Genomic DNA, 25,621 nt, shown 5'->3' with positions numbered 1-25,621 from the left:
AACAAAACTTTCATGCATAGCACAAAGAGCAAGAAAGGATAAAGATATTAAATTCAATTCATTGACGTTATATGAAATTAGGATTATTATTTATTTTTATAAAGATTTCTGAATGCAGAAGAAATATAAATCTAATTATAAAAAAAATATTTGAGGATATATTTTAATAGGAGAAGGTTTTATAACAAATATAAGGAATTAATATAATAGTTTATATAATATAAGGAGGAGTTCTTGATGTTTCAAGAGATTGATAAGAAAAAGAATATTATTGATAATAAGAGGCCTTTACCTAATCATACACTAAAAAGCTTAAGAGAAAATTTTTTATTAACTTGGACATATAATTCCAATGCTATAGAAGGTAATACTTTAACTTTATCAGAAACTAAAGTTGTTTTGGAAGATGGAATTACTATTGGAGGTAAAACTCTAAAAGAACATTTGGAAGTAATTAATCATAAGGAGGCTATTTTATACGTTGAAGATCTTGTAAAAGAAGATGATATTTTGACAGAATGGCAAGTAAAAAGTATTCATAGATTGATTCTTAAAGGTATTGATGATAGCTATGCAGGAACATATAGAAAAGAGAAGGTTATTATAAGTGGTGCAGAACACATACCACCAGAACCATTTTTACTTAAAGAAGAGATGGAGACACTATTAGATTGGTACAATAATGAAAGTAAAGATTTACATGCAGTAGAACGTGCAGCAAAATTACATACTGATTTTGTAAAAATACACCCATTCATAGATGGTAACGGTAGAACGGCAAGACTCTTATTGAATTTAGAACTAATGAAAGCAGGTTATCCATTAGCAATAATTCGAAATGAAGATAGAGCAAAATATTATAGTGCATTGGACAAAGCACATATTACTGGAGATTATAGAGAATTTATCGAGTTAGTAATTCAGGCTTTAAATCGAAGTCTTGATTTGTATTTAAAAGTAATTGATTAGAGTGTACGAATCTTCATTACAAATGTTATAATACTGACTTTACATAACAAAATTTTTGCACAAGGATGCTCTAAGGAAAAAGAAGTTAAGAAAAATGAGCACCACACCTTCTCATTGGGAACGAAGTTCCACTAAAGAGCATTTCTTTAGGGTCCAGTTCGAAGGTATCGCAAACATGAAGACGTTATATGAAAGAACGCACACAGTGTACTAGGTTGGAGTAAGTATGTTGCATTAATAATTGATTCAAAATGAAAAGTGTAATAATCTTGTTAAGATAATAAACAGTATTTTCATTAAAAAGGAGGTTGTGTTAATTTTGAATAAAAGAGGGACAGGAGTAATTTTTATTTTAATCGCAGCATTATTATATTGTACAAAGTTTATTAGTGCTGCAATATTTGGTTCGGGAGTTTCTAGTTGGAGTCCAAATTTATATAGTGCTATGTTAAGCTATATTGGAAATTCATTAAATATATGGAGTATAATTGCGCTAGTTATAGGAATTTTTTATTTAATATGGGAAGAAAAAAGTAAGATAATAAAGTAATAGAATTAACTTTGCCAATAATAATTAATATTAAATAGAAGTATCTATGTTTTATAAATATTTTAATGAGATTTTATTAAAGGAATAAAAACAATTACAGAAGATTTATATCTATGTCTATAAGATATGTAAATGGAATTTAATAATTAGAATAATGATTTTTTTATTATTTATTGTTAAACTACTATCTATAAAAAAGGGCGAATCTAAAAGAAGGAAGTATTGTTCATTAGTAATAAGTATAAAAATGAAATTGATGATTTATTGAAAAGTAATATAGAGAAGTAATTGATCTTATAATCCTAGTATTTACCGAATCATATATCGTAAATATCATAGAACAAAGAATTTGTGGGTATTTAATATGAATGAAGAAATTATAACAAATTGATTGGAAGAGGCAAAATCATTAAGAATATCAATAAAAAACAAAATTTGGTTAGAGAGGTGCTCATTTGTATTGTTCTAATAGTTTTATTCAACAGATATTCTAAAAAGCTAATCATTGATAAAATTAGCCATAATAATAGTAAATATCCATTAATAGTATATAAAACAGATGTAGATGAATATCACAACTTTAAACGATTCACAAGGGAAGTTAATAATGAAGAAGTTAAAGAAAAGGTTATGGACTATGTTACGAAAAGAGATATACGACGGATAGTAATTTTTCTAGAGCCTTTTTTTGATTCAGAATTTGATAAAAATAGAATAATGCCTAGGTATAGTTTTCAAGGATATCTAAGGGATTTGAAATATGGAGTAATAAATTAGCTCTAATTAATAATTATTTATTTTCATTCACTTGTTTTAATTTAAAAATTTCTTGCTCATTTTCTACTTCTTTATGAATTATAAATTTAAGTGTATCTTTAATATCACTAAAATTTTGATTTGTTTGTGTTCTAAATTCAGTAAGATCAGCTGTTTGATCAACTACTGAATCAAGTTTTGATTTGATATCAGATATATTTTTTTTCATGTCATCTTGGTTATTTATAACTTGTTTTAAAAGTTTTTCAATGTTATCCATATAATCAACCTTTCTTATCTTGTACTATTATTATAACAAAATTTAGTAGATAAACAATGAATAAATAAAAAATAACTTAATTTGGTTTAATATAAAAGTTCATAGATGTCATTGTCTAACAAAATATTTTTGCAGGGGTGCACGTAGTTCAGGGTTAGGATAATGAGCGCCACATCTCTCCGCTAGGAGACAAGCTCCACCAAAGGAGTATTCCTTCTGTGGCTAGATTAGAGGCGTAGCAAACACGAAGACGTTAGGTGAAATAGTTGCTATAGGGGAAAAATATATGGTCTTAAAATCAGAATTATCAAATTTATTATGAAAAGAAGCGGAGTTATGAAGGGAAGAGTTAAGAATGATTCTATTTTAGAAGTAATCTTCATTATAGCATGTTTACTCTGCATATTTATTTCAAACATAGATTATATATTATCTATAATTATTATAATAGGCACATACATATTATCTTTTCTATTTTTAGTTGTTTTTAGAACAAAAATTATAAATAGTAATCTTGATACTGAAAAACAAAAAAAGTTTTTATACGGCTTCATTCTTGTTTTTATAGTTTATATGGCAATTCAATTATACTATAAATTTGGCTTAAACTTAATTAATATGATGGATCAATATACACACAATCAATTGAGATTATTTCAATTACCATTAATAATGACGATACTTTTGAGTTATTTTTTTAACATAAGATTAAGAAGAGATTTTAACTGGGGAATAAAACTGAAGGATTTTTTAGTAATTATATTATTATATGTTTTGTTGGAGATAGTTCCTCTCATAATGAGTAATCAAGTAGAAATTTTAATGAATATTTCTCTAATTGACTATTTTAAAAACTTAGTACAACAGATATACTATCCAAGTATAGTTAAAGAAGTAATATTTAGAGGATTATTGATAAGTGGCTTAATAGGCTATGGAGTTTCTCATAAAAAATCTAATATTATTCAGTCTATAATATTTGGATTAATTCATATTCTAAATTATAATGAGTTTTCAATAAATATTATATTAACTAGTTGTTTTCAGATGTATATAGGATTTTTACTTGAAAAGATATATTTAAATTCTAGGTCATTAACCCCTTGTATTCTGTTACATGCACTAATAGATACAATATAGAATTTCTAGAGAAGTTTGTTAAAATTTATCTTTTTTATAGTAAAAGTGAAACTATTAGAATGAATTTTTAATTTAAAGGGATGATTTGATGAAAAGCAAAAATATTCTAGTGGGAATTATCTTCGTAATTATAATCTTAATTGTTATAGAAATGTATGGTCCACTTTATATTTTTCACACTGAAAAAAGTGCTTTGAGATTTGCTGCCCATGATATACTTAGGAAATTTAAATATGATAGTTATTCTTTAACAACAGATATATCTATTTGGGACAAAAGAATACCTAAGGTTGAAGTTTTAGTTTTAGATTATAATGAAATAAAAATTCCAAGTGAGTTTAAAGGTAAATTTGATATTACTAATTCAGAACATTATCAATTGCCTTATACAGTAGATAATTTAGTGAAATATGAATTAAGGTTTGAAATCCCCTTAATCAAAAAGGGACTGAATGATTGGGGTACTAGAGATAAAATGGATAGATAAACTTTTTTATTAGTGTAAGTTAAACAAGCCATTGTCTAGCAAAATATTTTCGATTTAGAAGCACATGATTTAGAAGAGTTCAAAATAATAGGAGATTCATTATGCAAAAAAGAGAATCTTTTAATAGTGGAGCAAAGATATATGATGAGTCAAGACCACCTTATCCAGATGAAGTTATAGATTGGATTATAGATAGAACTAAAGTTTCAAAAAGTGATAGGTTACTTGAAATAGGATCGGGTACAGGACAAGCAACATTTATGTTAGCTGAAATCTGATAGAAAGTTAGAGATAACTAATAGTGGCTTCTTTATTTTAGAAGACTATCTAGACTATAAGTGGAAATTGGTTGAAAGTAGGGATAGATTAACAAAATCTTTCTTCTCTCAATCATCATTTTTATCTCTAGACAAGGAAAAACAGAAGGTGCTTTCTTCAAAAGTGATAGATCTATATCAAAACTTAGATGATATTGTTGAAACAGATATATACAACTGCTTATATAGCAAAAAGAAAATGAAATTCATAAAAAATTTAAGTTAAAAGAGTGTAGTGATTTCTCATCAGATTATTAGTCTACATACATCCGAGTTATTAGCAAACTCAAATGAAGAAAGTTCAAAAAAATAGGTAGATTAATTCAATACTTAATACAGTACTTGTTAAACAAACAGAGATGGAAATACAAATGAGGGGAATAAATATGAAAGTAATAACATTATGTGGTTCTACAAAATTTAAGAAACAGTTTAACCAAACAAATGCCTTTCTTACACTTCAAGGCAATATAGTAATTAGCGTGGCCTTCTTTGAACAAAGTGAAGGTCTTGAAATAACTAAAGAACAAGCTGATATATTAGGGGAAGTTCATTTTAGGAAAATTGATATCTCTGATGAAATTTTCGTAATCGATGTCAATGGTTATATAGGCGACAGTACCAAAAAAGAAATCGAATATGCTGAAAAGAAGGGAAAGGTAATCCGCTATTACTCTAATGGTGAAATTCCTCAGAAGAGTTTAAACTAACATGAGGCGTTAGTAGATTCGAAGAAGGCATATGATATCTTAAAGCAATATGTTCCAGTAAGTGGGTACGATAGTGGGTTTTGGAGAATGGTGTACCACACCTTATCACTGGGAGTCAAAATCCAACAAGAAGTATCCTATAGGGTGCAGTTCGTAAGTGTTGCAAACAAGAAGACATTAGATGAAATCCAAATAATAAATGAGGTGATATTTTGAATGGTGATAAGTGTAATTATGAAAAACACTTGGTTAGTTTAAAAAAATTAGTAGACCTACATAGTGAAATTAAAGATATTGATATTTCTCTCTCTAAGCTATATCCAGTTGCGATTGTTGAGAATAATAATTTTATAATATTTGATTTTAATGAAAAATTGAGGAAATATTTTTTTGTAAAGAAATGTTCAGTACCTATGACAATGCCAGAAGGAGTTAAAGCAGCTTTTGACCTACAAGAATATGAAAATAAAATGGCTGCAGTGTTATCAGAGGATACTTTTGACACTGAAAAGGGATATGTTTTTGCTTTTCATGAGTTTGTACATTGTTACCAAGGGACCTGTGAACAGAAATTAAAATCAGATTTAGGTGTATATCAAGATGCTATGAAAAAGAAGGATTATATGTGGGAAATACAATATTCATTCCCTTATGAAGATAAAACATTTATAGAAAAAACTAAAGAGTTAGATATGTACTTTGATGCTACATGTGAAAAAAGAGTAAATGAATATTATGAGTATATGAAGAACTATTTAGATTGTTTTGATTTTGAATATATGATTTGGCAACAATGGAAAGAAGGATATGCGAGATATATAGAAAATCAAATTAGAGTAATCTTTGGATTAGAAAAAAATTCACAGGAGATTACCTATCCATTTAATAGAGTCTCTTTTTACGAAATAGGTAGTAGGTACATAGACTTTATATTAAGAACTAAGAGGGAGTTAAGAGGTAATGTAGAAGGAGTATTTAGAGAGATGCTTAAGGTTTAGTTTATTGGACATCATTTAATAAAGCTTTTGCGTAAAGGTACACGACGGACAAGCTATTGGATATTTTGCAAAACAGCTTCTCATTTACCGAATCAGTTACCGCACTAAACCTTTGTATGCTTATAGTTATGAACGACCTTTTGTAAGGCTCGAAGGTGTGGCAAACGCTAAAACGTTCACAACATATCGTGGTAAGGGTATAGTAAGTAAATTCATTTAGACCCTACATATTTATACATGAAATATCGGGTGAAAAATATTATTTCCTATATACTTATAATTGAAAGGACTGGTTAATGTGAATTGGCTTGAACAAGTAAATAAAGTAATGGATTATATTGAAGAAAATTTAACAAATGAGATTAATTATGAAGAGTTGGATCAACTTGCTTGCTGTTCTAGGTATCATTTTTCCAAAATGTTCACATCTATAATGGGAGTTACTTTGTCTGAATATATCTGAAGAAGAAGGCTATCATCTGCAGCTTTTGAATTGCAAAATAGTAATATTAAAGTAATAGAATTAGCATTAAAGTATGGTTATACATCTTCGGATTCATTTTCTCGTGCTTTTAAAAATCTTCACGGTGTAAATCCTTCTGAAGCACGGGATAATGGAATATCTTTAAAAGCCTTTCCAAGAATGTCCTTTCAAGTATCAATTAAGGGAGATGTTGAAATGGAGTACAGAATTGAAAGGTTAGATTTTGAGTTTGCAGTTGTAGGAGTAAAGAATACTATTCTTACTGAAAAGGGATTTGAGATGGTTCCTAAAATATGGGAAGAAGCTAGCAAGACAGGCTTGGTACAGAGATTAATTGATATGTCGTGGGAAGACCCTCAATGTAAGCTAGAAAGTCTATTGGGAATTGTTGGAGAAGAAGCTTCTATTACTGATGAAAAGTTTGATTATATGATAGGAGTTCGTTATAAAAATGAAGTACCTGAAGATATGGAGAAGATAATAATTCCAAAAAGTACATGGGCAGTATTTCCAGATATGAAAAATGCTTGGAAACGTCTATATACTGAATGGTTACCTACTTCTGGTTATGAATTAGCTGATTTACCATGTATTGAGTGCTTTTATGCTCCAGATCATGAACCTAAAGATGAATTATGGGTTCCAATTATAGCTTGAATTAAAAAAATAGTAGAAATTGGTAGTCTGCATTTATATGACAGGATACTTTGTATAACAATATATTGTTGGTTTCGCTCGCTGTACCTAAATTCAGGTGCCTAAGATAAGAGTTATCTAAGGCACTTGGACTTCGGCAATAGGGTTACGTTAAATGCTATTCCTAAGAATGCTTTAGGCTTATTAAATTGACATATTTATTGACATCTTAAAGTTAAGATAAAGAATACGTAAAAAAATAGACCTAGGGAGATAATTTGAATGAAATATACATCAAAAAGAATTTAAGTAAACCCAGTAGAAGTTTTTTCAAAACAAAATGGGAAGTGCAAGAATTAGTTTTAGGGGAGGTAGAGCTAATTGAAGCATTAAAATACTATTTATTAAATGTTATGGAAGGAATATTAGACCCAGATATAGCAGGTAAAAACCAGATAGATTTTTAAATAATTTACAAAGTGGAAGATTAGGCGATTTTTCACAGAGATACATTATTACAGTACGTGACAATAATGATGTAGTTGGTTTACTGATAGGTCTTCCAGAGGAAGTAGAGAGGTTACATATTTATTCAATAGGAGTATTAACAACATACCGTGGTAGAGGTATTGGTGCAACTTTATTAGCAAAATGTATAAATGATATGTTGAAAACAACATAAATGAAAATTGTATTAGATGTTCATAGTGATAATGTGCCTGCTTTTAATTTATATAAAAAATTTGGTTTTAAATAGTATCTTTTGGGGATGAGTGATAAATGAAAATTGCATGGTTATGGAACAGCATGTAATAACGTATGCCCGTTGGTGCTGGGGTAGTCTCTGATACATGGGCATCATTAAACCAAGTATTTAAAAATTGTGGATTAAGAAAATACTTCTCAACGTTTATTATGTCCTCAGTACTTGGAGTTGTAAAACCCAGTCAATTGATGTTTAATAGAAGCTTTATCAGAATTAAGTGTTAAGCCTGAGTAAGCATTGTTTATTGATAATAATATCAAAAACGTACGAGGTGCTTTGAAACTTGGAATAAACTCAGTCTTAATTATAAGAGAAGGAAATTCTAGAGGTAATAGTGATATTATTTCTATTAATAGTTTAAAAGAACTATATGAAATATTATAAAGAGTCTAAACTTGGTCTAACAAAATATTTGAGCAAGAGTGCTCTAAGGCTTGCTTGGAAAAACTTAGGGGTGAGCGCCACTGAGAGTCAAGCTCAACTTTGAGATATTCCTTTTGAGTCCAACACAGAGACATCGCAAACATCGAAGGTGTTAGCTGGCATTCTCATCTAAGTAGTTCTTGACTATTACTAAATTATAATATTGATGATATAATATTAGTATAAAATAACAAGGAGTAATTCTATGAAAATTATAGTATCGTGAAATTAGAATATAGGAAGGTCTATTATTGACCTAATGAATATGATTATCAATGTAAAGAATGATAAAACTTTGTAGCATCTAATATGCTAACGGAATAGTATGCAGATTGGTGTGGAGGGGTTATCTTTAAATAAGTTAGATAATTACAGAATATACCCTACGATGCTTAAAGAATTACTAGGTAATAATGTAATAAATAAAAGCAAAATATACTTAAGAGATATATCAAACATGATTTTCTGAGCAAAGTGTTAAATCCCGTAATAAGCACGTTTTAATTTTTCTATGGAATTATTTACATTAAGTGTTAGAAATATAAAATATTTGATATAATAAATTTATGCTGTAAAATCAGTTACATAGTGGAAATATTGTTTTGACTAATATGTGCAGTACACTTTCTCAATGGGAGCAAAGCTCCACCAAGAGGTATTTTTTATAGGTCCAGTTCGAAGGAGTCGCAAACACAAAGACATTATACATATTAATTTATTTTGGGGGAAGAAGACATGGGAAGAATTGCAAAGATAAGCTATAAACTAAGTAAGGTCTTGTGGAGAATTACTAAACCGACAACTTTAGGGGTTAGGGTGTTAATGATAGAGCAAGGTAAAGTACTGCTAGTCAAACATACATATCAAGATTATTGGTATTTACCTGGAGGTGGAGTAAAAAAAGGAGAGATATTTGAAGATGCAATCAAAAGGGAAGTTAAAGAAGAATTAGGAGCAGAGCTGATAAACTATAAGCTGTTTGGTGTATATAATAACTTCTTTGAATATAAGAATGATAGCATAATTATATTTTCTTCAGATGAATTTTCTTTCACAGGAAATACAGATAAGGAAATTGAAAAATATCAATTATTTGAGGTTAGTGAATTGCCTAATAACGTTTCTAGAGGAACGAGAAGAAGAATTCAAGAATATATAGAGGATAAGTCACCTTGTCTAGGTATGTGGTAGGGAATATAGACATCGTATAGCTCGAAGATGTTGTAAACACGAAAACATTATCAGAACATTTTTCTTTTATCTAGCTTTAAATTTTCTGATTATATAAACAATTAATTCGGTAAACAGGGATAGATCAATCAATATACTTTGGAGTAGTTTTAAATCTTTTGATTTATATTTTCAGTATCAAGTTTTTTCATGCACTAATTACAAGATCCATAGGAATTATGGATTTATTTTTTTGCCTTAATTATGGGATTTAATGTATTAAGTGTCATTAATATGAAACATTTGATATAATGAATTTATGTTAAAAAACCAATTACTTATTGGAGATTTTACTTAACTCGAGAGCTGTAACTAGAGATATCTATAGTTTAGGCACCTACATCTTCAAACTTTATTGAAATCATTTATGTGCTAAATTAGTTAAAGAATTTTGATTCATTATAGAGTAAAAGTTTCAAAGGTGTAGCAAAAATAAAAAGTTATATATAACCTATAAGTCAGTGAGGTGGTTTAATGAAATGGGTAGTTGATAAGATAATTAATTTTAAACAAGAAAAATTATGGAAAGAAGGGTTTGCTCATCTTGGATTTCATGATTATTTTGGGAAACAATATGTTCTAGATTATGATAATGATTGGGTGGGATGTTTTGAAGATAATGGGGAATTAAGATGGACGTTAGGCTCTTTTCAGAAATATAGTAGTAAATTTCATATTAAAGCTGATATACAAAAACCAGTTTATTTATCGGGAAATAGCAAAGGAGAATTATTGGTTTCTAGTAGTGGGAACAAACGAATATACAAGGTAATACCTGAGGAACAATCTGCTACATTACTAATAGATGGTGAAGAGTTTGGTATGAAAGATATTGGGAACTGCCTATATGACCATAATGGTTGTATATGGATTAATGAAATTACTGGTTGTAGAGTATGGAAATTTAGTTGCGATGGACAAGCTATAAGAAGTATTGGAAATGGCAAACCAGGATTTCAAAAGGATGATACTACTTTTGATTTGGCACAATTTAATTGGATATTTGATTTAAAGTGCGGACCTGATGGAAATATATATGTTTTAGATAGTAAGAACTATTCAGTACGAATGATAGATTTAGAAGAAGAGAAAGTTAAAGTGGTAATAGGTACTGGAGATGGTGGATATATAGGAGATGGTGATATTGCAATAAAAGCTAAATTGGGAGGGAATCCAAATGCTGAATTTGATGGGCCTTGGTCACTAGCATTAGATCAAGAAGGAAATATTTATATTGGAGATACTCAAAATCATGTTGTAAGAATGGTTGAAAAAGAGAGTAATATTATTTCAACTATTGCAGGAAAAACAAATGTAGAAAAAGGAAAAAGAAATATCAAAACAGAAGGGAATCCATTAAATTTAAATTTATCCCTGATTTGTAGTATGGATTATCATGATAACAAACTATATATACCTGAATGGGATGGAGACTTAATAGTGTTAAAAAAAGAACTATAGGTGGCTGCGTATACAAAGTTTTTGCACAAGACTAAACAGGGATTGTTCTGGTTGAAATGTACACCACACATTTTCACTGGGAGCAAAGCTTTATTCTCAGATATTCATTTTGGGCTAGTTTTGAGGTGTTACAGACATGAAGACGTTATACGACAGACTAAGTAATTAACAGTATGTTGTTAAATAAATGTAGGTAGTATTTTTAAATTATTGTATAAATACATATTAAAATATTTTTTGAGGAGATTAACGGAAATGATAAGTTTGAAAAAGATAACTGAAGATAATTATAAAGAATGTTTAGAACTAAGTGTTGCTGAAAACCAAAAAAGTTTTGTGTCATCAATTGAAAATTCACTTGCCAAAGCCTATGTTTTTAGTAACATTGTTACACCATTTGCAATCTATAGTGATGAAACTATGGTGGGCTTTATTTTATTGAGATTTAATGAAGAATATAGTAATTATTTTATTTGGCAGTTCATGATTGATGAGAAATATCAAGGAAGAGGTTTTGGGAAGCAATCTATGATAGTAGCAATCGAGTGGATGAAACAAGATAAAAGGTGCGATTCTATTGTTATTGCATATATCAAAGGGAATGACCGTGCTGAGAAATTATATACAAAACTAGGTTTTCAGCAAATGAATGAAGTTGAAGACCAAGAAGTTGAGATGATACTTCATTTTTAATTTTATTAATAGCGTGGACAAGTTTAAGAAAATATTATAAAGCTGGTCCATCGTATACAAAGTTTTTGCAGAGTGCACTAGGGAAAGGTCATTGAGCTTTGTACATAACACTTTCTCACTGGAAAACAAGCTCCATCAAGAAGTATTCCTTTAAAGTCCAGTTTTGAGGTGTTGTAGACATGAAAACGTTATATGAAACTTTAATTGTGAGGTTGTAAAAGAATAGGGGGAATTTCAAAATGGTTCAATCAATAGTACATATAGCTTTGGTGGTTAGAGATTATGATGAAGCGATTGAGTTTTATACGGAAAAGTTAGATTTCACATTAGTTGAAGATACTTATCAACCAGAACAAAATAAGAGATGGGTAGTCGTATCGCCTCCAGGTTCAATAGGAACGACAATATTACTTGCAAGAGCATCAAAGCCTGAGCAAGAGTTATTCATAGGTAATCAGTCAGGAGGTAGAGTGTTTCTATTTTTAAATACAGATGATTTTTGGAGAGATTATAAAAGGATGGTTGAAAGAGGCATTGAATTTGTAAGAGAACCTAAAGAAGCTCCATATGGAACTGTTGCTGTTTTTAAAGATTTATATGGTAACTTATGGGATTTAGTAGAATTAAATGCAGATCATCCAATTTCTAAACGAATGAAATGAAAATAAATGAGAACACTTGGACGAGCATCGGTTTTATTCTTCAATTACATAGAATAGAAAGAAAAGCAGCATAACTATTAGATTTTGATATATCTATTGAAAAAATTAGATTCATAGATTGCCTCCTTAAATTTACTAGGCTTTAAGTAAGAGTCGTCTCTAAGGTTGGCGAATAATACAGGATTAGTACTCAAATCAAGGAGTGTTCTTATAAGGCTAAGTTCAGAGGTGTAGCCAAACCTGAAACATTAAGGTGCAATGGCAATATGGGAACAGAGCTGCAAGGTATTTTTCATAAGGATTAAAACATATTGATTTAATTATGAATTAATTGACTATGGTGGAATATTACGAATAACTTGTTATGGGAGGGATAATTCTTATGAGAAAGATTTTAATATTGGGTGGAAGTGGACTTATAGGAACATCGTTAATAAATGAGATGACTAAATATAATGAATTTGATGTTTATTCAACTTACTTTCAAAATCCGATACTTTTGAATCAAGATAAATGCTTTAAACTAGATATTGAAGAGGAAGATAGAATAAATAGTATACTAAATACTATAAAGCCCCAGATTATAATTTCATGTTTAAGAGGAGATTTTGATAAACAACTGATTGTACATCTAAAAATAGCTAAATACTTAAAAAAGTATGGTGGTAGTTTATATTTTTTCTCTACAACAAATGTTTTTGATAATGATTTGAGTAAACCTCACTATGAAGATGATTTACCAATGTCTTGTACTGAATATGGAAAATATAAAATGGAATGTGAGAAGAAAATATCTGATATATTACATGAGAATGCTTGTATATTAAGAATTCCTCAAGTTTGGGGCAAAGGTTCTCTAAGGATGAAAGAACTATTAAATTCACTTCATGGCAATAAAGATATTGTTGTGTATCCCAAACTTCATCATAATACTAATACTGATGTAATGATAGCAAAGCAATTATGCTACATAATAAACAATAATCTCCATGGAATTATTCATTTGACGTCGGAGGATGTGGTTAATTATAAGGAGTTTTATAAAGAATTAATAACAGGATTAGGCTTTAAAAATGCAAAAATTAAAGATAATTTTGAGGAAGAAGGATATTTTGCACTCTTATCAAAACGGATAAATGAATTTCCTAAACAATTAAGAGTTACTAATAAATCAGTAATCAATTATTTAATTGGTTGATACTACAAACAACACATCATTTTTATATTACATCTAAGATTAGGGTTAGGTTTCCGCAGTTCTTAACAAAAGGTTGTCATTCAACTACTTATGCCTGATAATAATTCCCAGAGTCAGCAACTAGAACCGTTAGTTGCAATCTTAGTCACAGGTATAAGGGTTGTGCTTTTTAGAGATGAAATTGTTATATAAGAGGAACTACAGGCGATTTATATTAGGAGAAATTAAATTGAGCGAATTAATTTTAGTAAATCCATCAAAGGAGTTAAAAGAAAAGATTTTGAAATATAAGCAAGAGTATTTAGACTTTGAGGAAACTAATATCAATGGTAGTTGTGGCTTAGCCCGTTATAATGATTTTGATGAATGGCTTGATATTGTTCTTTCAATTAAGAAAGATAAGCTTAGAAAGAATGTTCATGCAAGCACATTCTTTTCTGTAAGAAAATCTGATAATAGAATTATTGGTAGTATTCAACTTCGTCACTCTTTAACTAATGAATTAGAGAAACATGGAGGACAAATAGGCTATGGCATTCGTCCAACTGAGCGAAAAAAAGGTTACGGTAAGCAACAATTATTACTAGTTTTAGAAACTGCAAAAGATATGAAAATTCCAAAAGTAATGATTATCTGCGATAAAGATAATGTTGCTTCAAGTAAAACTGCGATGAGTTGCGGTGGTATATTAATAGGTGAAAATCTCCATGAAGGTAAAGAACAGCAAATATATTGGATTAACCTCTACTAATGAGGTTGTTGCAAGTAAAATACCTGCTTATGAAAATATAATAGATGGTGAGGACTAAGCCAACTGTTACGAAATAGGTAGTAGATACATTAATTTAATTTTAAAAACTGAAATCGAACTAAAAGGTGACCTAGAAGGATTATTTAATAGGATGCTCCAAATTTAGCCTGTTGGATTCCATCTAACAATTATATCTAATGATAACGGTCCAATCACTCAGATTGGAAAGAAATTAATTTTAAGTTAAGGTAGCACTATAATTACTATGATGTAAGTAATAATTGTGACAACTTGATTAGATTTAAAAATAGGATTGAGATTATACACTATAGTAAAATAAATACCGAATCAAGTTGTCATAAGACATAGAATCAATAGTTTTATCAATATAAGCAGTGACAATATTAAAGAAATAAAAATTATTCGGAAAGATTTAAGTGTTATAACAAATGAAAATAAATATAAAATGAAGGAAGTTAACTTGAATAATAAAGAAGAAATCAAAAACTTCTTTAACAATCTTAATTCAATTAAACTAAAGAGAAATTATCAGGATGAATTGCTTTATAAGCTAGGACAATGGGTAAGTTATCCAGAAGCTAATAGCAATATTACATATACAATTTTTATAAATACTGTTAACAAATATATATAAATAGATTTGACTAGTGGAAATACTTATATTGGCTTGAATGTTAGTACACTAAAAGACCATATAGATAAAAAGCAATATTACTTTGAAGCAAAAGATGAACTTGACGATGTATTCTTAAAAGAGGTTTATAAGTGAGGAAATTGCATATTTACAAATTAAAATTTTTTTTACAAGAGCTCATCTGAGTTGGGATTACTTAGTCACTTTTTCCTTAAATTAAATACCTCATTGAGAAGAAAGTATGAAATAGATGATATATACAGATTCATTTCTTGGATAAGGTATTTAAGATTTAAATTATTTATATTGCAGGGGGATTAAAATGATAACTCATCAGGAATTGGTTAATAGAATAACTCAAGAATTATATAAAGATAAAAATGTTTCAGCATTAATATTATACGGTTCAGTTTCAAGGCGTGAGGAAAGTGCAAACAGCGATATAGACCTATTGGCAATAACCAATAAAAATCATCTTGAAAAAAGGCATGAGGTACGATACGGGATTACTGTTGAATTTGTTGAAATGAACTTAAAAATCTTGAAAAAATTCATTGCAGAAAATGAAATACCCATACTTTTTGCTTTAGCAGATGGAATTGTTTTATTTGATAAAATTCCAGAAATTAAACAATTAGTTGAGGAAGCAAAGAAAACTCTTGATAAGGGTCCCACTGAGAATGAAAAGTGGAAAAATGAAGGATACAGAATTAAAAAGCGATCGGACTTAACTGAAATATATAAAGATTTATTGGACATTGATGATGTAATTAAGTTTAATTATGTAGCTTCATTATTAATTACAAATGCGATAACGATATTACTCGAAAATAACAACTTGTGGCATCAAACAAGAAAGAAAACGATTAATTATTTAAAATCCCAATGTTATGAGAGTTATGAATATATCGAAACTCTTTTAAACCCAGTATATTCAATATATGAAAAACGTGATGCAGCAAAAAATCTGACTGAATATGTATTGAAACCCCACGGAGGAATTTTAAGTGGTGATGCCATTATATTTAGCAAAACAAACTAAGGTTGAGAGGTGTTTTAGTGGCAGACTATATACAAGAAATTAGAAGAGTTGTTGGTACAAGACCTATTAAAGAGTATTGGGAAAGAAAAATAGATTTTTAGTATGTATCACAGAATGGAGGAGATAAAGTGAAAGTTTATGAGAAAAGTTTAGAGGTTATGAATGAATTATTTGCACGGGATTATCAATTTGCTCTAGCAACATCAAATGATAATATACCTTCTGTGAGATTTATAGATACATATTATTTTAATAAAAGTTTCTATGTTGTAACATATGCTAAATCGAAAAAAGTAAAAGAAATGGAAAATAATCCTAATGTATCTCTATGTAGTAAACTATATAGATTTAGTGGGATTGCTAAAAATATAGGCCATCCATTAAAATCTGATAATAGTGAAATAAGAGAGAAACTGATAAAGGCTTTTGAACCATGGTATTTTGAACATAACAATGAAAAGGATGAGAATATGTGTTACATTAAAATAGAATTAACAAGTGGATTTTTTTACAAAAATGGGACAGGCTTTGAAGTAGATTTTAGAGCTAAAGAAGCAAAGGAGTTCCCATTTGAGTTTGATATCGTTTTAGTAGAATAATTTGGTTAAAATATAATCGGAAGTTTGTTAATTGGCAATTATTTTAAGAAAAGATAAAATTTTATATCCGTTAGTAATTAGAAAATTTTTATAGAAAGGCAGTAAAATTCACTAGTATATTAAATGAGCTGCAGCCAATGCAGTTTTATTTATATTCTGTTCAGGAGGTTATTACGTGAAGGACAGTATTATATATGATTTGAAAGATAGTTATGGGATAATTTGTAATAAGATTACTCCAGTAACGGGTGGATGGTTAAATAAGCAATGGAAGGTTTCCACTGATAAAGGTGAAGTATTGGTTAAACAATTTAGTAATAAGCGATTTAGTAGAGATAAATTGAAGCTAATTGAGTCTGCGTTGCAACGACAGATTATTCTTGAAAAAAATGGTGTTCCTTGTCCATCAATCTGGCAGTATGGAGGGAATGCTATTCGTCTGTTGGATAATGAAACAGCCTATATGGTTATGGATTTTCACTTGGGTAAGGTAGAAAATCCTAGCACAATTACAACAATGCAAATGCACAGTCTTGGTAATGCTTGCGGGTTAATGCACAAAGCTTTTTCTCAGATTCCTGAGCTTTCGGTTAAAGGGTTTCCTATTAACAATAGACAAGTTATAGATTCGTTATGGACTAACTTTCATGACAGTATGCAGGAATGTTCATCTGACATGCCCATTGAATATAGAGAAGCTGTGCTTGCCCAAGAACCTATTTTAAAACAGCTTACAAATGAGTTTTTTGAAAAACTGCCCAAGGGGATTGCCCATGAAGATTTTACTTCGGATAATATCCTTTTCGATGTAGATTGTGTATCTGCCATAATTGATTTTGACCGCAACAGTTACAGCTACATTTGGCATGACATAGGAAGAGCAATATTATCTTTTGCATTGAAAGATAATGTAATAAACATTGAGAAAACATATGCTTTTCTTGAAGGCTATTCTCAGCATTTAATGCTGACTTTACCTAATATAGCAGACGCTTTACGACTTTCATGGTGTATTGAAGTACCGTGGTGGATACAGCCTGAATTTTTTAGAAAGTACCGAGGAAAAGCAGGACGTTTTAAAGATGAGATCCTTTGGTTAACGGAAAACTGGTTTGAAATAGACTCTATACTATGCTCATAATGGACATAGTATAAGTTTAGTACTTCACTATATTTTTAGTAGCAATTTATATTAACTTTGTAAGGGGATGAGTTAAAATGTATGTTAAAAAATTGTCAGACAGTGAAGAAAAAGCATTGAAGAAAAGATCTGAAAGAATAAATGAATTGCAGGAAAAGGGTATATGTTTTGGATGTTATAACTTTAGGACAGGAGATATATTTCCTGATGAAGGGTTAATCTTCTATGAGGATGAAAAGGTAAGGTGTCAGTTTGAAAAATACCCAAGAGCAACTGGACAGACCATTATTGTATCAAAGGAGCATTATGAAGATATTTCTGAAATGCCTCTTGAACTAGGAGTACATATATTAAAAATATCAGAAGTAATAATTAAACTCCATAAAGAAATTTTAGGTGCAGAAAAAGTGTATATGTGTACAATTTGTGACGGCAAAAGGAACCATCTCCATTTTCAGCTTTTACCTCGATTAAAAGGAGAGTCGAGGGGTTATGGGAATTTTGTGAAAGAAGAAGGAATTATTATGGAGTATCATGAAACAGCAGAACTTTATAGGCAGAAATTAAAAGAAATAATACAATAAAACTCATGAGAATTATTATGAGTTTGAAATGTAAAACATGAATTATTCTCTTTATACTTTCAATAGCATTCATTTGTCGTATTCACATTGAAGAAAAGGCATTGATAGCTCATTTCCATTCAGATTATAAGGATTATTGTATAAATACTTGGAGGTTGGTACCATATTTGTGGTGAATTGGTGAAATCATATTTTTCTTGTTTTAAGACTAGTTCTTTGCAGCTTTGAAGGAGCATTGGACTTTTGTCCTTAAGCCTAAAAATACTATGTATATTAGGATAGCATATATACATAGCTTTATGTAGATATAAGTGGAAATATGATTTGTTAGTTAGAAAAAAGTTATTTATAATAACTTTTTAAGTATGATATAGTTTGAAATTGCTTATATAATTGGAGGTCAGTATGATAAATAATACATATTATAGGATAAGTTACGGTATCGGATTAGTGGTGGGGGCATTAGTAGTAGGAGTGCTATGTGGATTAATTCCATTAATATTAGGAGTTAGGCGTAAACAAAAGGGATTAGCCATTACTGCTTTCATACTATGTATCATTGGTGGTATGATTAAGGGTTTTATAGCAGCTGTAATTATTGCTATAATATTTACTATTATTATTTTTATTAGGAATAATAACTACAATCAAGAAAAATTATAACAGAAGAATTCATTAGAGACAGTGTAAATCGAATTGTTAATAAAAATGAATTGTTATTTTGTAATATTGTGCTAAAAAAATATAAATAAGAGTAAGGGGTGTTGTCTTATGGATATTAATAAACTACTAAAGTTATCTCAAAAACCAAATTTATTTGAAAAAAGTGAAACAGATTTTTGGGATGATGAACATATTTCTAAAAAGATGCTTGAAGCCCATCTTAATCCAGATTGGGATGCAGCCAGTAGAAAAATTTCAACTATAAACTTATCAGTTGAATGGTTAGAGAATGACATATTTTCTGACAAAGATATTAAAATTCTTGACCTTGGCTGTGGTCCAGGACTATATGATTTCAAATTGGCAAAACGAGGATATTCTATTACTGGAATAGATTTCTCTAAGCGTTCCATAAATTATGCTAAAAAGAGTGCTACAGAAAGCAATTTAGATATTAAATATATTTATCAAGATTATTTGACAATTGATTTTGAATCTGAATTTGATGTAATTATGTTGATTTTTTGTGACTTTGGAGCACTTACAAATGATGAAAGAGATATCTTGCTTAATAAGGTGTATAGAGCTTTAAAACCAGGAGGTATATTTATTTTCGATATATTTACAGATAGAAATAGAGATGAAAGGGATTTGGGAAAAAGTTGGGGAATTTCAAAGGACGGATTTTGGAATAAAAAACCCTATTTATCTTTGACGGAAACATTTATTTATTCAGAAGATGATACGTTTTTAGATCAAACAATAGTTATGACTGAAGATGAAGACATTAATATATATAGACTTTTTAATCATTATTATACTAAATCAACTATAACTAACACATTAAATCAATTTGGTTTTAAGAACCATGCTTATTATTCAGATATAACGGGAAAAGAGTATTCTGAAGAATCGAAAACATTAGCAGTGGTTACTACAAAATAGTATTGAGTTTATAAAGAGACACCACTATTGCACTCTGTATTTATGGGAAAGGAGTAAAATATGAATTGGTCAAAAACTATTAAAATAATTTCAAATGTTATTTATACTGCTGGAATAATTACTGTATTATACCTAGGAGTTATCTGTCTTTTCGGATCAAATGAAGTTGTTGATTCTACAGCTATGATTCCATTCACTTGGAAAGAACGAGCTTTTATATGGATTGCCTTAGGCACTGTTCCTATGAATATAGCTTGCATTGCAGTTTACAAGTTTAATAGTATAGCGAACAGTGCACAAAAAAAAGCGGAATTTTATTCTCGTATTTCTTCCGGGATTTATTTTTTTGCGTGGCAATGGAATTTATTGTATTAAGTGTTATTAATATGTAATATTTGATATAATAAATTTATGATGTAATCCAACTACATAGTGTAGTTTCTAACTTAACTAGGGAAGGATTATTAGAAATAGATACTCATATACTTGGTGTATTTATTAATTAAGTAGAATTCAGTATTTGAATTGAAGTGGACATGCCATTGCAAGGACTATTCACTTAGAGAACAAGGAGATTATTATTCACTGATTGGAGAGAAAATAATGGATAACATAAACTTTGAATATAAAATTATTGGTGATGGGAATTCTACGCTTGTTATAGAGAGGTAAAGCTGAATTCATAGTAGCGTCAGACAGCGACTATCTAATACATAAGGATAGACCAGATGTAGTAATTAATTGCTTAAGGTCATTGCTTAAAAAGTTATAAGTGAATACGTCATTTAAATGGAGGTAGATAGAGTGAAATGTAATTTTTTATTGATAGATGGATTTAGCCTATTGTTTAGAATGTTTTTTGGACTCCCTGCTAAAATACGTGGTAAAAATAATCAGTTAATTCATGGAATTGTTGGCTTTACAGGAACACTTTTAAAAACAATATCTTATTTTGAACCAGAAAAGGTTCTTGTAGTATTTGATAGTGAGTTAGGTTCATTTCGTCAACAACTTGATTCAAATTACAAGGCCAATAGAATCAAAGATTGGTCAAGCTTATCAGAAGATATGAATCCATTTATACAGCTACCTGATTTAAAGAAAGTATTAGACTATCTTTCAATAAAGCATTGTGAAATTGAGAATGTAGAAGCTGATGATGTATTATCAGAGTATGCAAGACGTTATAATAATGAAAATAAAATAGTGATAGTCTCAACTGACTCTGATTTATTACAATTAGTAAATGAAAATGTATATGTATATTATCCCAAAGGAAAAAGTTCAGTACTATATGATGAAAAAGAAGTGGATAAGAAATATAATTTAAAACCTGCACTCATAGCTGATATGAAGGCAATTGTAGGAGATAAATCAGATAATATTCTAGGGGTTCCAGGTATCGGGATAAAAACTGCCCAAAAACTATTTAATAAGCACGGGAATCTAAGCAGTATATACGATAATATTAATGATATTGAAAATGATAGAATTAAGAAAAAATTATTAGATTACAAAGAGGAAGTATTCCTGAATTTAAAATTGATTAAGCTTAATAGAAAAGTAGATTTAAAATATAATCTAGAAGAGTTAAAGTTGTCTAAAGACTTTAGTCAATATAAAACTATGCAGGTTTTAAAAGATGTTGGATTGACTTAATATTATTTTGTGGCGAAGACAAGGGCCTAATTTACGATCTAGTAAAAAGTTTGCTCAAAAGTGCATTAGGGATAATCTTCAGGGATATGTGTGCCACACTTGGACAAGCGCTAAAAATATTAAACGTTAATACATTTCATTTTAGTCCAATTATAGAATTGGTCATTTTTGGTATTGTACTTAAGTAATTATATTTGGATAAAGGCAATAAGATATCGTGGGGAAGTATACCAACTTTAAATGGAATTATAAGCATTGTATTTCTTATCCTATCATTTAGATTGCTATATGACAATTCTATTTATTTTCTAGTCAAGGATTTTAATAATATTTAATTAGTAATTGAGAAATTTATAAATTATGAAAATAATGAAATTGTTTTTTATATAAGTTGTTGTAATCGCACCTATTATTGAAGAAATATTTTTTAGAGGAATAATTCTAAAGGAGGACTATATGATTAGTATTCAAGGCGACAGGATATGTTTGAGAACATTTACAAGAGAAGAATATCATGAATTTTATAAATCGTACATCGCAGACCCCATAATGGATCCAGATTCTTATAGTTATGATAAAGAAAAAGTAGATAAAAACTATGATATTATCACTGAGAAGGAGTCATGGTATCCGAGAGTTGGAATATTTTTATCAGATGCAACGCCAATAGGTGAGTTGTCTTTCAAAAGAGTTAGTTTTGAGAAAAGTCAATGTGAACTAGGGATTGTTCTTGCCAATGATGAATATAAAGGAATGGGATATGGAACAGAAGCTATTAAAATCGCAATAGATTATGTATTCAATACCTTGAAACTTAAATACATATATGCTGATACAATGGGGTCTAATACAAAAATGCAAAGAATATTTAATAGGCTTGGATTTGAATTCTTAAATAGAGAAAAGAATTGTTATGATATGCATGATAGAAGGGAAGATAAATTGAACTATATGCTTAAAAATCCAAACGGCTTAAAATGAGGAGCAGTATCTCTAGTTAGTTTTATAGTAAAATTAAATTGATTTTTATACTATATTAAGGGCTACAGTGATGAAGGTATTACTACGTCCTATAACAATATATTACATCAAGGGTACACCATGGTTAAACTCTAGGGCGTTGTGTACTACACTTTTTCACTGAGAGCGAAGCTTCACCAAGAAGTATTCCTTAAGGTCCAGTTCGAAGGTATCGCAAATACGAAAACGTTATAGGAAACAGTGATATCGTGGTTGTTCTTTGGAAATGTTTGATTATTAGTTTAGTAAACATATTATGTACATTAAGAAATTTATTAACCTATTAAAACAAGGGGGAAAGATTATGGGGAAAACAGCTTATGAAATTCAAAAAGAAAGGATTAAAGAGATTGAGGAGAAAGCTTCTCAATTACTAGATAGGTGTGAAGTTGTAACGCTTGCTTCAATTAATGAGAAGGGGTATCCGCGCGTATGTACTATTACAAAAATTAAAAATAATGGTTTTGCGCAAATCTATTTTATGACATCAAAAAGGTCTCATTTGAATGGAAAAGCAACTCATTTTGAAAACAATACCAGGGCAAGTGTTTGTTACAATAGTGGTAGTGACAGTGTCACACTAATTGGTAATGTTGAAATAGTAACAAACATGGATGAAAAAAGAAAATTTGATAAATATTGTGACAGGAATTTCTTCAAAAAAGGGATAGAAGATCCTAAATGTTATTTATTAAGATTTCAAACTATTGAAGCAACATTCTGGATTGAAGGTAAATTTAGAACATGTAAATATAAAGCTAAGTAAAGTATATTAGAAACATTAGGTTTTACTTATACATCAGAAACTAATACTAAACACTTATGCTATTCTAAAAGTTACAGTTAAGAATAAGTCACTACTTTGGGACTACTAGGGAGTGCTTTTGGAGATTATACGACTACATCTTATCGCTAATCGAGTCAGTCACCCAGAGGCTACCCTGGCATAAGCGATTCCTTGTAAAGCTCAAAGGTGTCACAAACACGAAGATGGTATATGAAATAGTGATAACGGAGTTATTCTTTGTAGTTTATTATGTATAACATTAGATAATCTGAAGTAGAATGAAAATGGTATAAGAATGAAGGAGGGTAAAAATGAAGTGCAAAATTAAAGATATATTTATAAATTATGAAATAAAAGGAAAAGGAAAGCCAGTTATTATGTTACATGGCTATTCACCAGACCATAGATTAATGACTGGTTGTATGGAGCCTGTATTTGATAATAAGGATGGATACAAAAGAATATACATTGATTTACCGGGTATGGGAAAATCAGAGAGTGCAGAATGGATTACTAATTCAGACATTATGTTAGATATTGTTATTGATTTTATTGAAGAAATTATTCCAAATGAAAATTTCTTAATTGTTGGTGAATCATACGGAAGTTATTTATCAAGAGGAGTAATTTATAATATGAGTGAAAGAGTAGATGGTGTTTTATTAATTTGTCCTTGCATAATCGCGGATAGCAAAAAGAGAGATGTTCCTGAACATATTGTTTTAGTAAAAGATAATAAGTTATTATCTAGATTGACACTAGAGGATGCTGAAGAGTTTAGTTCTATAGCAGTTGTTCAAAGTAAAAAAAACTATGAAAGGTATAAAAAAGAAATAATGTCAGGTCTTAAAATAGCAGATAATAAATTCTTAGAACAATTAAAAGAAAATGGATATAATTTCTCATTTGATGTAGATAAAATAAATAAAAAAATAGACAAGCCTGCTCTTATAATAGTAGGAAGACAAGATACTTTTGTGGGTTATAGAGATGCATGGAGTATTTTAGAAAATTACCCTAGAGCTACTTTTGCTGTATTGGATAGAGCAGGTCATAACTTACAGATAGAACAGGAGAAACTATTCAACTCATTAACCAATGAATGGCTTACACGAGTAGAAGAATCATAATGTTTTATTGTGTAAAGGCTATAGGGAGGGAAATTGTCACAACTTCCTATAAACCAGCTAATAGTTGTCAAGGATATTTCTAAAAAAAGTAGAATATAGTAAAAATAGGCATAGTAAATAAACCTATCAATTAAATCGGTTTCAAAAAGCTACTGCTAGTTACTAATCAAATATAACTACTTATTCATTGTAAAAAGTTTACAACTTTTTGAAATACCATGAACAATTCTAAGTAGTTTGTTAAAAGTAGCAATAATAGTTGCTTTAGAAGGTTTTCCCTCACTAATTTTTTTATCATAATAAGCTTTTAATAAAGAATTAGCATATCCAGAAGATCTTTTGTAAATACCTTCACAGGTGTCTTGATACAAAGCTTTTCTAAGGTATGTAGACCCACGTTTTGATATTTTATTATTGGAGGAGTTCACAAGAGTATTACTGAAGATTCAATGTATATAGGTTGGCTTTTAGTTAATGAAGAATATAGAAAAAAAGGAATTGGTAAAGGTCTTATGTTAAAAATAGAAGAAGAAGCAAAGAAGTTAAATGTCTATAGTATTAATTTAGGTACAACTGAATTTCAGACAAAAAAATTCTACGAAAAATTAGGATACAAGATTGTTTTTATAAAAGAGAATGATCCGAGGGGTTATAAATCATATAGTATGATAAAAAAAATAAAGATTAATGAGGGCAGGTAACTGAAAGAACTTCATCTAACATGAAATTTAAGATTCAGATACGTTCCATCAAAATTCGTTAATCAAAGGTAGCCACCCTAAGATTTACAAACTCCCTGAACACCTGGTATGCTAGATGACAGAAAAAGACTAGTTTTAAAGATTAGAGTGTAAAAATGATATTAATATATATATAGGAGGATAG

At 29.4% G+C, this 25,621-nt stretch carries 32 protein-coding genes and 2 pseudogenes; 33 read left to right on the top strand and 1 reads right to left on the bottom strand.

Translation table 11 applies throughout. The features are described from left to right. Positions 1 to 237: 237 nt before the first annotated feature. From JMO20_RS07570 to JMO20_RS07560, 3 genes are all read left to right on the top strand, one after another. Complete coding sequence (locus tag JMO20_RS07570) at positions 238 to 969, top strand: Fic family protein (protein WP_202708930.1); 732 nt, start codon at positions 238 to 240, stop codon at positions 967 to 969. Between the two features lie 319 nt (positions 970 to 1,288). Further along, positions 1,289 to 1,519 carry a hypothetical protein gene (locus tag JMO20_RS07565; protein ID WP_202708929.1) on the top strand — a complete coding sequence of 77 codons (231 nt, stop codon included), beginning with the start codon at positions 1,289 to 1,291 and terminating at the stop codon, positions 1,517 to 1,519. 387 nt (positions 1,520 to 1,906) lie between these two features. After that, positions 1,907 to 2,296, top strand: coding sequence for a hypothetical protein (locus JMO20_RS07560; RefSeq protein ID WP_202708928.1), 390 nt, complete (start codon positions 1,907 to 1,909; stop codon positions 2,294 to 2,296). 13 nt (positions 2,297 to 2,309) lie between these two features. Here JMO20_RS07560 and JMO20_RS07555 read toward each other — a convergent pair whose 3' ends face one another. Next, positions 2,310 to 2,555: a hypothetical protein gene (locus JMO20_RS07555; protein ID WP_202708927.1), complete on the bottom strand. Its 246-nt coding sequence runs from the start codon at positions 2,553 to 2,555 to the stop codon at positions 2,310 to 2,312. A gap of 318 nt (positions 2,556 to 2,873) precedes the next feature. Here JMO20_RS07555 and JMO20_RS07550 point away from each other — a divergent pair, with 318 nt between their 5' ends. The 30 genes and pseudogenes from JMO20_RS07550 to JMO20_RS07420 all read left to right on the top strand — a co-directional run bounded on the left by JMO20_RS07550 (position 2,874) and on the right by JMO20_RS07420 (position 25,437). Continuing rightward, positions 2,874 to 3,695, top strand: coding sequence for a CPBP family intramembrane glutamic endopeptidase (locus tag JMO20_RS07550; protein WP_202708926.1), 822 nt, complete (start codon positions 2,874 to 2,876; stop codon positions 3,693 to 3,695). 88 nt (positions 3,696 to 3,783) lie between these two features. Further along, on the top strand, positions 3,784 to 4,182 hold the full coding sequence (locus tag JMO20_RS07545) for a hypothetical protein (RefSeq protein ID WP_202708925.1): 399 nt from the start codon (positions 3,784 to 3,786) through the stop codon (positions 4,180 to 4,182). Between the two features lie 101 nt (positions 4,183 to 4,283). After that, positions 4,284 to 4,460: a class I SAM-dependent methyltransferase gene (locus JMO20_RS07540; protein ID WP_202708924.1), complete on the top strand. Its 177-nt coding sequence runs from the start codon at positions 4,284 to 4,286 to the stop codon at positions 4,458 to 4,460. A gap of 398 nt (positions 4,461 to 4,858) precedes the next feature. Beyond that, positions 4,859 to 5,209: a hypothetical protein gene (locus JMO20_RS07535; protein ID WP_243414668.1), complete on the top strand. Its 351-nt coding sequence runs from the start codon at positions 4,859 to 4,861 to the stop codon at positions 5,207 to 5,209. A 212-nt stretch (positions 5,210 to 5,421) separates the two neighbouring features. After that, on the top strand, positions 5,422 to 6,207 hold the full coding sequence (locus JMO20_RS07530) for a hypothetical protein (protein ID WP_202708923.1): 786 nt from the start codon (positions 5,422 to 5,424) through the stop codon (positions 6,205 to 6,207). A 298-nt stretch (positions 6,208 to 6,505) separates the two neighbouring features. Continuing rightward, positions 6,506 to 6,670 carry a helix-turn-helix transcriptional regulator gene (locus JMO20_RS20020; RefSeq protein WP_243414667.1) on the top strand — a complete coding sequence of 55 codons (165 nt, stop codon included), beginning with the start codon at positions 6,506 to 6,508 and terminating at the stop codon, positions 6,668 to 6,670. A 12-nt stretch (positions 6,671 to 6,682) separates the two neighbouring features. Next, a pseudogene (locus tag JMO20_RS20330) lies at positions 6,683 to 6,808 on the top strand (helix-turn-helix transcriptional regulator); the annotation flags it as partial. Positions 6,809 to 6,850: 42 nt separating this feature from the next. After that, on the top strand, positions 6,851 to 7,348 hold the full coding sequence (locus JMO20_RS07525) for a GyrI-like domain-containing protein (protein WP_341534004.1): 498 nt from the start codon (positions 6,851 to 6,853) through the stop codon (positions 7,346 to 7,348). A gap of 257 nt (positions 7,349 to 7,605) precedes the next feature. Beyond that, the gene (locus JMO20_RS07520) at positions 7,606 to 7,794 is read left to right on the top strand and encodes a hypothetical protein (RefSeq protein ID WP_202708922.1); all 189 of its coding nucleotides are present in this window, start codon (positions 7,606 to 7,608) and stop codon (positions 7,792 to 7,794) included. Between the two features lie 35 nt (positions 7,795 to 7,829). Then, positions 7,830 to 8,009, top strand: a pseudogene (locus JMO20_RS20760) (GNAT family N-acetyltransferase); the annotation flags it as partial. A gap of 1,242 nt (positions 8,010 to 9,251) precedes the next feature. Continuing rightward, complete coding sequence (locus tag JMO20_RS07510; RefSeq protein WP_243414665.1) at positions 9,252 to 9,707, top strand: NUDIX domain-containing protein; 456 nt, start codon at positions 9,252 to 9,254, stop codon at positions 9,705 to 9,707. A gap of 513 nt (positions 9,708 to 10,220) precedes the next feature. Then, positions 10,221 to 11,207: an NHL repeat-containing protein gene (locus JMO20_RS07505; RefSeq protein ID WP_202708921.1), complete on the top strand. Its 987-nt coding sequence runs from the start codon at positions 10,221 to 10,223 to the stop codon at positions 11,205 to 11,207. 255 nt (positions 11,208 to 11,462) lie between these two features. Continuing rightward, positions 11,463 to 11,900, top strand: coding sequence for a GNAT family N-acetyltransferase (locus JMO20_RS07500; RefSeq protein WP_202708920.1), 438 nt, complete (start codon positions 11,463 to 11,465; stop codon positions 11,898 to 11,900). 239 nt (positions 11,901 to 12,139) lie between these two features. Next, on the top strand, positions 12,140 to 12,562 hold the full coding sequence (locus JMO20_RS07495; RefSeq protein ID WP_202708919.1) for a VOC family protein: 423 nt from the start codon (positions 12,140 to 12,142) through the stop codon (positions 12,560 to 12,562). 382 nt (positions 12,563 to 12,944) lie between these two features. After that, the gene (locus tag JMO20_RS07490; protein ID WP_202708918.1) at positions 12,945 to 13,760 is read left to right on the top strand and encodes a sugar nucleotide-binding protein; all 816 of its coding nucleotides are present in this window, start codon (positions 12,945 to 12,947) and stop codon (positions 13,758 to 13,760) included. A 181-nt stretch (positions 13,761 to 13,941) separates the two neighbouring features. Then, on the top strand, positions 13,942 to 14,511 hold the full coding sequence (locus JMO20_RS07485; RefSeq protein WP_202708917.1) for a GNAT family N-acetyltransferase: 570 nt from the start codon (positions 13,942 to 13,944) through the stop codon (positions 14,509 to 14,511). A gap of 466 nt (positions 14,512 to 14,977) precedes the next feature. After that, the gene (locus JMO20_RS07480; RefSeq protein WP_202708916.1) at positions 14,978 to 15,166 is read left to right on the top strand and encodes a hypothetical protein; all 189 of its coding nucleotides are present in this window, start codon (positions 14,978 to 14,980) and stop codon (positions 15,164 to 15,166) included. 6 nt (positions 15,167 to 15,172) lie between these two features. Continuing rightward, positions 15,173 to 15,301 carry a hypothetical protein gene (locus JMO20_RS20325; RefSeq protein WP_279380076.1) on the top strand — a complete coding sequence of 43 codons (129 nt, stop codon included), beginning with the start codon at positions 15,173 to 15,175 and terminating at the stop codon, positions 15,299 to 15,301. A 187-nt stretch (positions 15,302 to 15,488) separates the two neighbouring features. Next, on the top strand, positions 15,489 to 16,208 hold the full coding sequence (locus JMO20_RS07475; RefSeq protein ID WP_202708915.1) for a nucleotidyltransferase domain-containing protein: 720 nt from the start codon (positions 15,489 to 15,491) through the stop codon (positions 16,206 to 16,208). Positions 16,209 to 16,336: 128 nt separating this feature from the next. After that, positions 16,337 to 16,807, top strand: a complete 471-nt coding sequence (locus JMO20_RS07470) for a pyridoxamine 5'-phosphate oxidase family protein (protein ID WP_202708914.1) — start codon at positions 16,337 to 16,339, stop codon at positions 16,805 to 16,807. A 175-nt stretch (positions 16,808 to 16,982) separates the two neighbouring features. Continuing rightward, positions 16,983 to 17,948, top strand: coding sequence for a phosphotransferase (locus JMO20_RS07465; RefSeq protein ID WP_202708913.1), 966 nt, complete (start codon positions 16,983 to 16,985; stop codon positions 17,946 to 17,948). Positions 17,949 to 18,025: 77 nt separating this feature from the next. Beyond that, positions 18,026 to 18,532 (top strand): HIT family protein, encoded by a 507-nt coding sequence (locus tag JMO20_RS07460; protein ID WP_202708912.1) that lies wholly within the window; start codon positions 18,026 to 18,028, stop codon positions 18,530 to 18,532. A gap of 405 nt (positions 18,533 to 18,937) precedes the next feature. Next, on the top strand, positions 18,938 to 19,195 hold the full coding sequence (locus tag JMO20_RS07455; RefSeq protein WP_202708911.1) for a hypothetical protein: 258 nt from the start codon (positions 18,938 to 18,940) through the stop codon (positions 19,193 to 19,195). Between the two features lie 108 nt (positions 19,196 to 19,303). Further along, positions 19,304 to 20,140: a class I SAM-dependent methyltransferase gene (locus tag JMO20_RS07450; RefSeq protein ID WP_202708910.1), complete on the top strand. Its 837-nt coding sequence runs from the start codon at positions 19,304 to 19,306 to the stop codon at positions 20,138 to 20,140. Between the two features lie 60 nt (positions 20,141 to 20,200). Beyond that, positions 20,201 to 20,515 (top strand): hypothetical protein, encoded by a 315-nt coding sequence (locus tag JMO20_RS19835; RefSeq protein ID WP_207753455.1) that lies wholly within the window; start codon positions 20,201 to 20,203, stop codon positions 20,513 to 20,515. Between the two features lie 429 nt (positions 20,516 to 20,944). Beyond that, the gene (locus JMO20_RS07440) at positions 20,945 to 21,799 is read left to right on the top strand and encodes a 5'-3' exonuclease H3TH domain-containing protein (RefSeq protein ID WP_202708908.1); all 855 of its coding nucleotides are present in this window, start codon (positions 20,945 to 20,947) and stop codon (positions 21,797 to 21,799) included. 456 nt (positions 21,800 to 22,255) lie between these two features. Next, entirely contained in the window at positions 22,256 to 22,780 is a 525-nt protein-coding gene (locus JMO20_RS07435) for a GNAT family N-acetyltransferase (protein ID WP_202708907.1), read from the top strand. A gap of 343 nt (positions 22,781 to 23,123) precedes the next feature. Further along, a complete protein-coding gene (locus JMO20_RS07430) occupies positions 23,124 to 23,585 on the top strand; it encodes a pyridoxamine 5'-phosphate oxidase family protein (protein ID WP_202708906.1) in 462 nt (153 codons plus the stop codon). Between the two features lie 332 nt (positions 23,586 to 23,917). Then, positions 23,918 to 24,736, top strand: a complete 819-nt coding sequence (locus tag JMO20_RS07425) for an alpha/beta fold hydrolase (protein WP_202708905.1) — start codon at positions 23,918 to 23,920, stop codon at positions 24,734 to 24,736. 410 nt (positions 24,737 to 25,146) lie between these two features. Next, positions 25,147 to 25,437: a GNAT family N-acetyltransferase gene (locus tag JMO20_RS07420; RefSeq protein WP_341534003.1), complete on the top strand. Its 291-nt coding sequence runs from the start codon at positions 25,147 to 25,149 to the stop codon at positions 25,435 to 25,437. Positions 25,438 to 25,621: the final 184 nt, after the last annotated feature.

The organism is Sporosalibacterium faouarense (genome assembly GCF_016765695.1).
In the GTDB taxonomy this organism is placed as follows: Bacteria; Bacillota; Clostridia; order Tissierellales; family VENL01; genus Sporosalibacterium; species Sporosalibacterium faouarense.
Note: the sequence above shows the minus strand (reverse complement) of the source record. Positions and strands in the feature narration are given on the sequence as shown.

Excerpts from the sequence above, each read along its gene's own strand:
- JMO20_RS07570 (WP_202708930.1), top strand. The coding sequence starts at position 238 with ATGTTTCAAGAGATTGATAAGAAAAAGAATATTATTGATAATAAGAGG.
- JMO20_RS07555 (WP_202708927.1), bottom strand. The coding sequence starts at position 2,555 with ATGGATAACATTGAAAAACTTTTAAAACAAGTTATAAATAACCAAGAT.
- JMO20_RS07550 (WP_202708926.1), top strand. The coding sequence starts at position 2,874 with ATGAAAAGAAGCGGAGTTATGAAGGGAAGAGTTAAGAATGATTCTATT.
- JMO20_RS07545 (WP_202708925.1), top strand. The coding sequence starts at position 3,784 with ATGAAAAGCAAAAATATTCTAGTGGGAATTATCTTCGTAATTATAATC.
- JMO20_RS07540 (WP_202708924.1), top strand. The coding sequence starts at position 4,284 with ATGCAAAAAAGAGAATCTTTTAATAGTGGAGCAAAGATATATGATGAG.
- JMO20_RS07535 (WP_243414668.1), top strand. The coding sequence starts at position 4,859 with ATGGAAATACAAATGAGGGGAATAAATATGAAAGTAATAACATTATGT.
- JMO20_RS07525 (WP_341534004.1), top strand. The coding sequence starts at position 6,851 with ATGTCCTTTCAAGTATCAATTAAGGGAGATGTTGAAATGGAGTACAGA.
- JMO20_RS07510 (WP_243414665.1), top strand. The coding sequence starts at position 9,252 with ATGGGAAGAATTGCAAAGATAAGCTATAAACTAAGTAAGGTCTTGTGG.
- JMO20_RS07505 (WP_202708921.1), top strand. The coding sequence starts at position 10,221 with ATGAAATGGGTAGTTGATAAGATAATTAATTTTAAACAAGAAAAATTA.
- JMO20_RS07500 (WP_202708920.1), top strand. The coding sequence starts at position 11,463 with ATGATAAGTTTGAAAAAGATAACTGAAGATAATTATAAAGAATGTTTA.
- JMO20_RS07495 (WP_202708919.1), top strand. The coding sequence starts at position 12,140 with ATGGTTCAATCAATAGTACATATAGCTTTGGTGGTTAGAGATTATGAT.
- JMO20_RS07490 (WP_202708918.1), top strand. The coding sequence starts at position 12,945 with ATGAGAAAGATTTTAATATTGGGTGGAAGTGGACTTATAGGAACATCG.
- JMO20_RS07480 (WP_202708916.1), top strand. The coding sequence starts at position 14,978 with ATGAAGGAAGTTAACTTGAATAATAAAGAAGAAATCAAAAACTTCTTT.
- JMO20_RS07475 (WP_202708915.1), top strand. The coding sequence starts at position 15,489 with ATGATAACTCATCAGGAATTGGTTAATAGAATAACTCAAGAATTATAT.
- JMO20_RS07460 (WP_202708912.1), top strand. The coding sequence starts at position 18,026 with ATGTATGTTAAAAAATTGTCAGACAGTGAAGAAAAAGCATTGAAGAAA.
- JMO20_RS07455 (WP_202708911.1), top strand. The coding sequence starts at position 18,938 with ATGATAAATAATACATATTATAGGATAAGTTACGGTATCGGATTAGTG.
- JMO20_RS07450 (WP_202708910.1), top strand. The coding sequence starts at position 19,304 with ATGGATATTAATAAACTACTAAAGTTATCTCAAAAACCAAATTTATTT.
- JMO20_RS19835 (WP_207753455.1), top strand. The coding sequence starts at position 20,201 with ATGAATTGGTCAAAAACTATTAAAATAATTTCAAATGTTATTTATACT.
- JMO20_RS07435 (WP_202708907.1), top strand. The coding sequence starts at position 22,256 with ATGATTAGTATTCAAGGCGACAGGATATGTTTGAGAACATTTACAAGA.
- JMO20_RS07430 (WP_202708906.1), top strand. The coding sequence starts at position 23,124 with ATGGGGAAAACAGCTTATGAAATTCAAAAAGAAAGGATTAAAGAGATT.
- JMO20_RS07425 (WP_202708905.1), top strand. The coding sequence starts at position 23,918 with ATGAAGTGCAAAATTAAAGATATATTTATAAATTATGAAATAAAAGGA.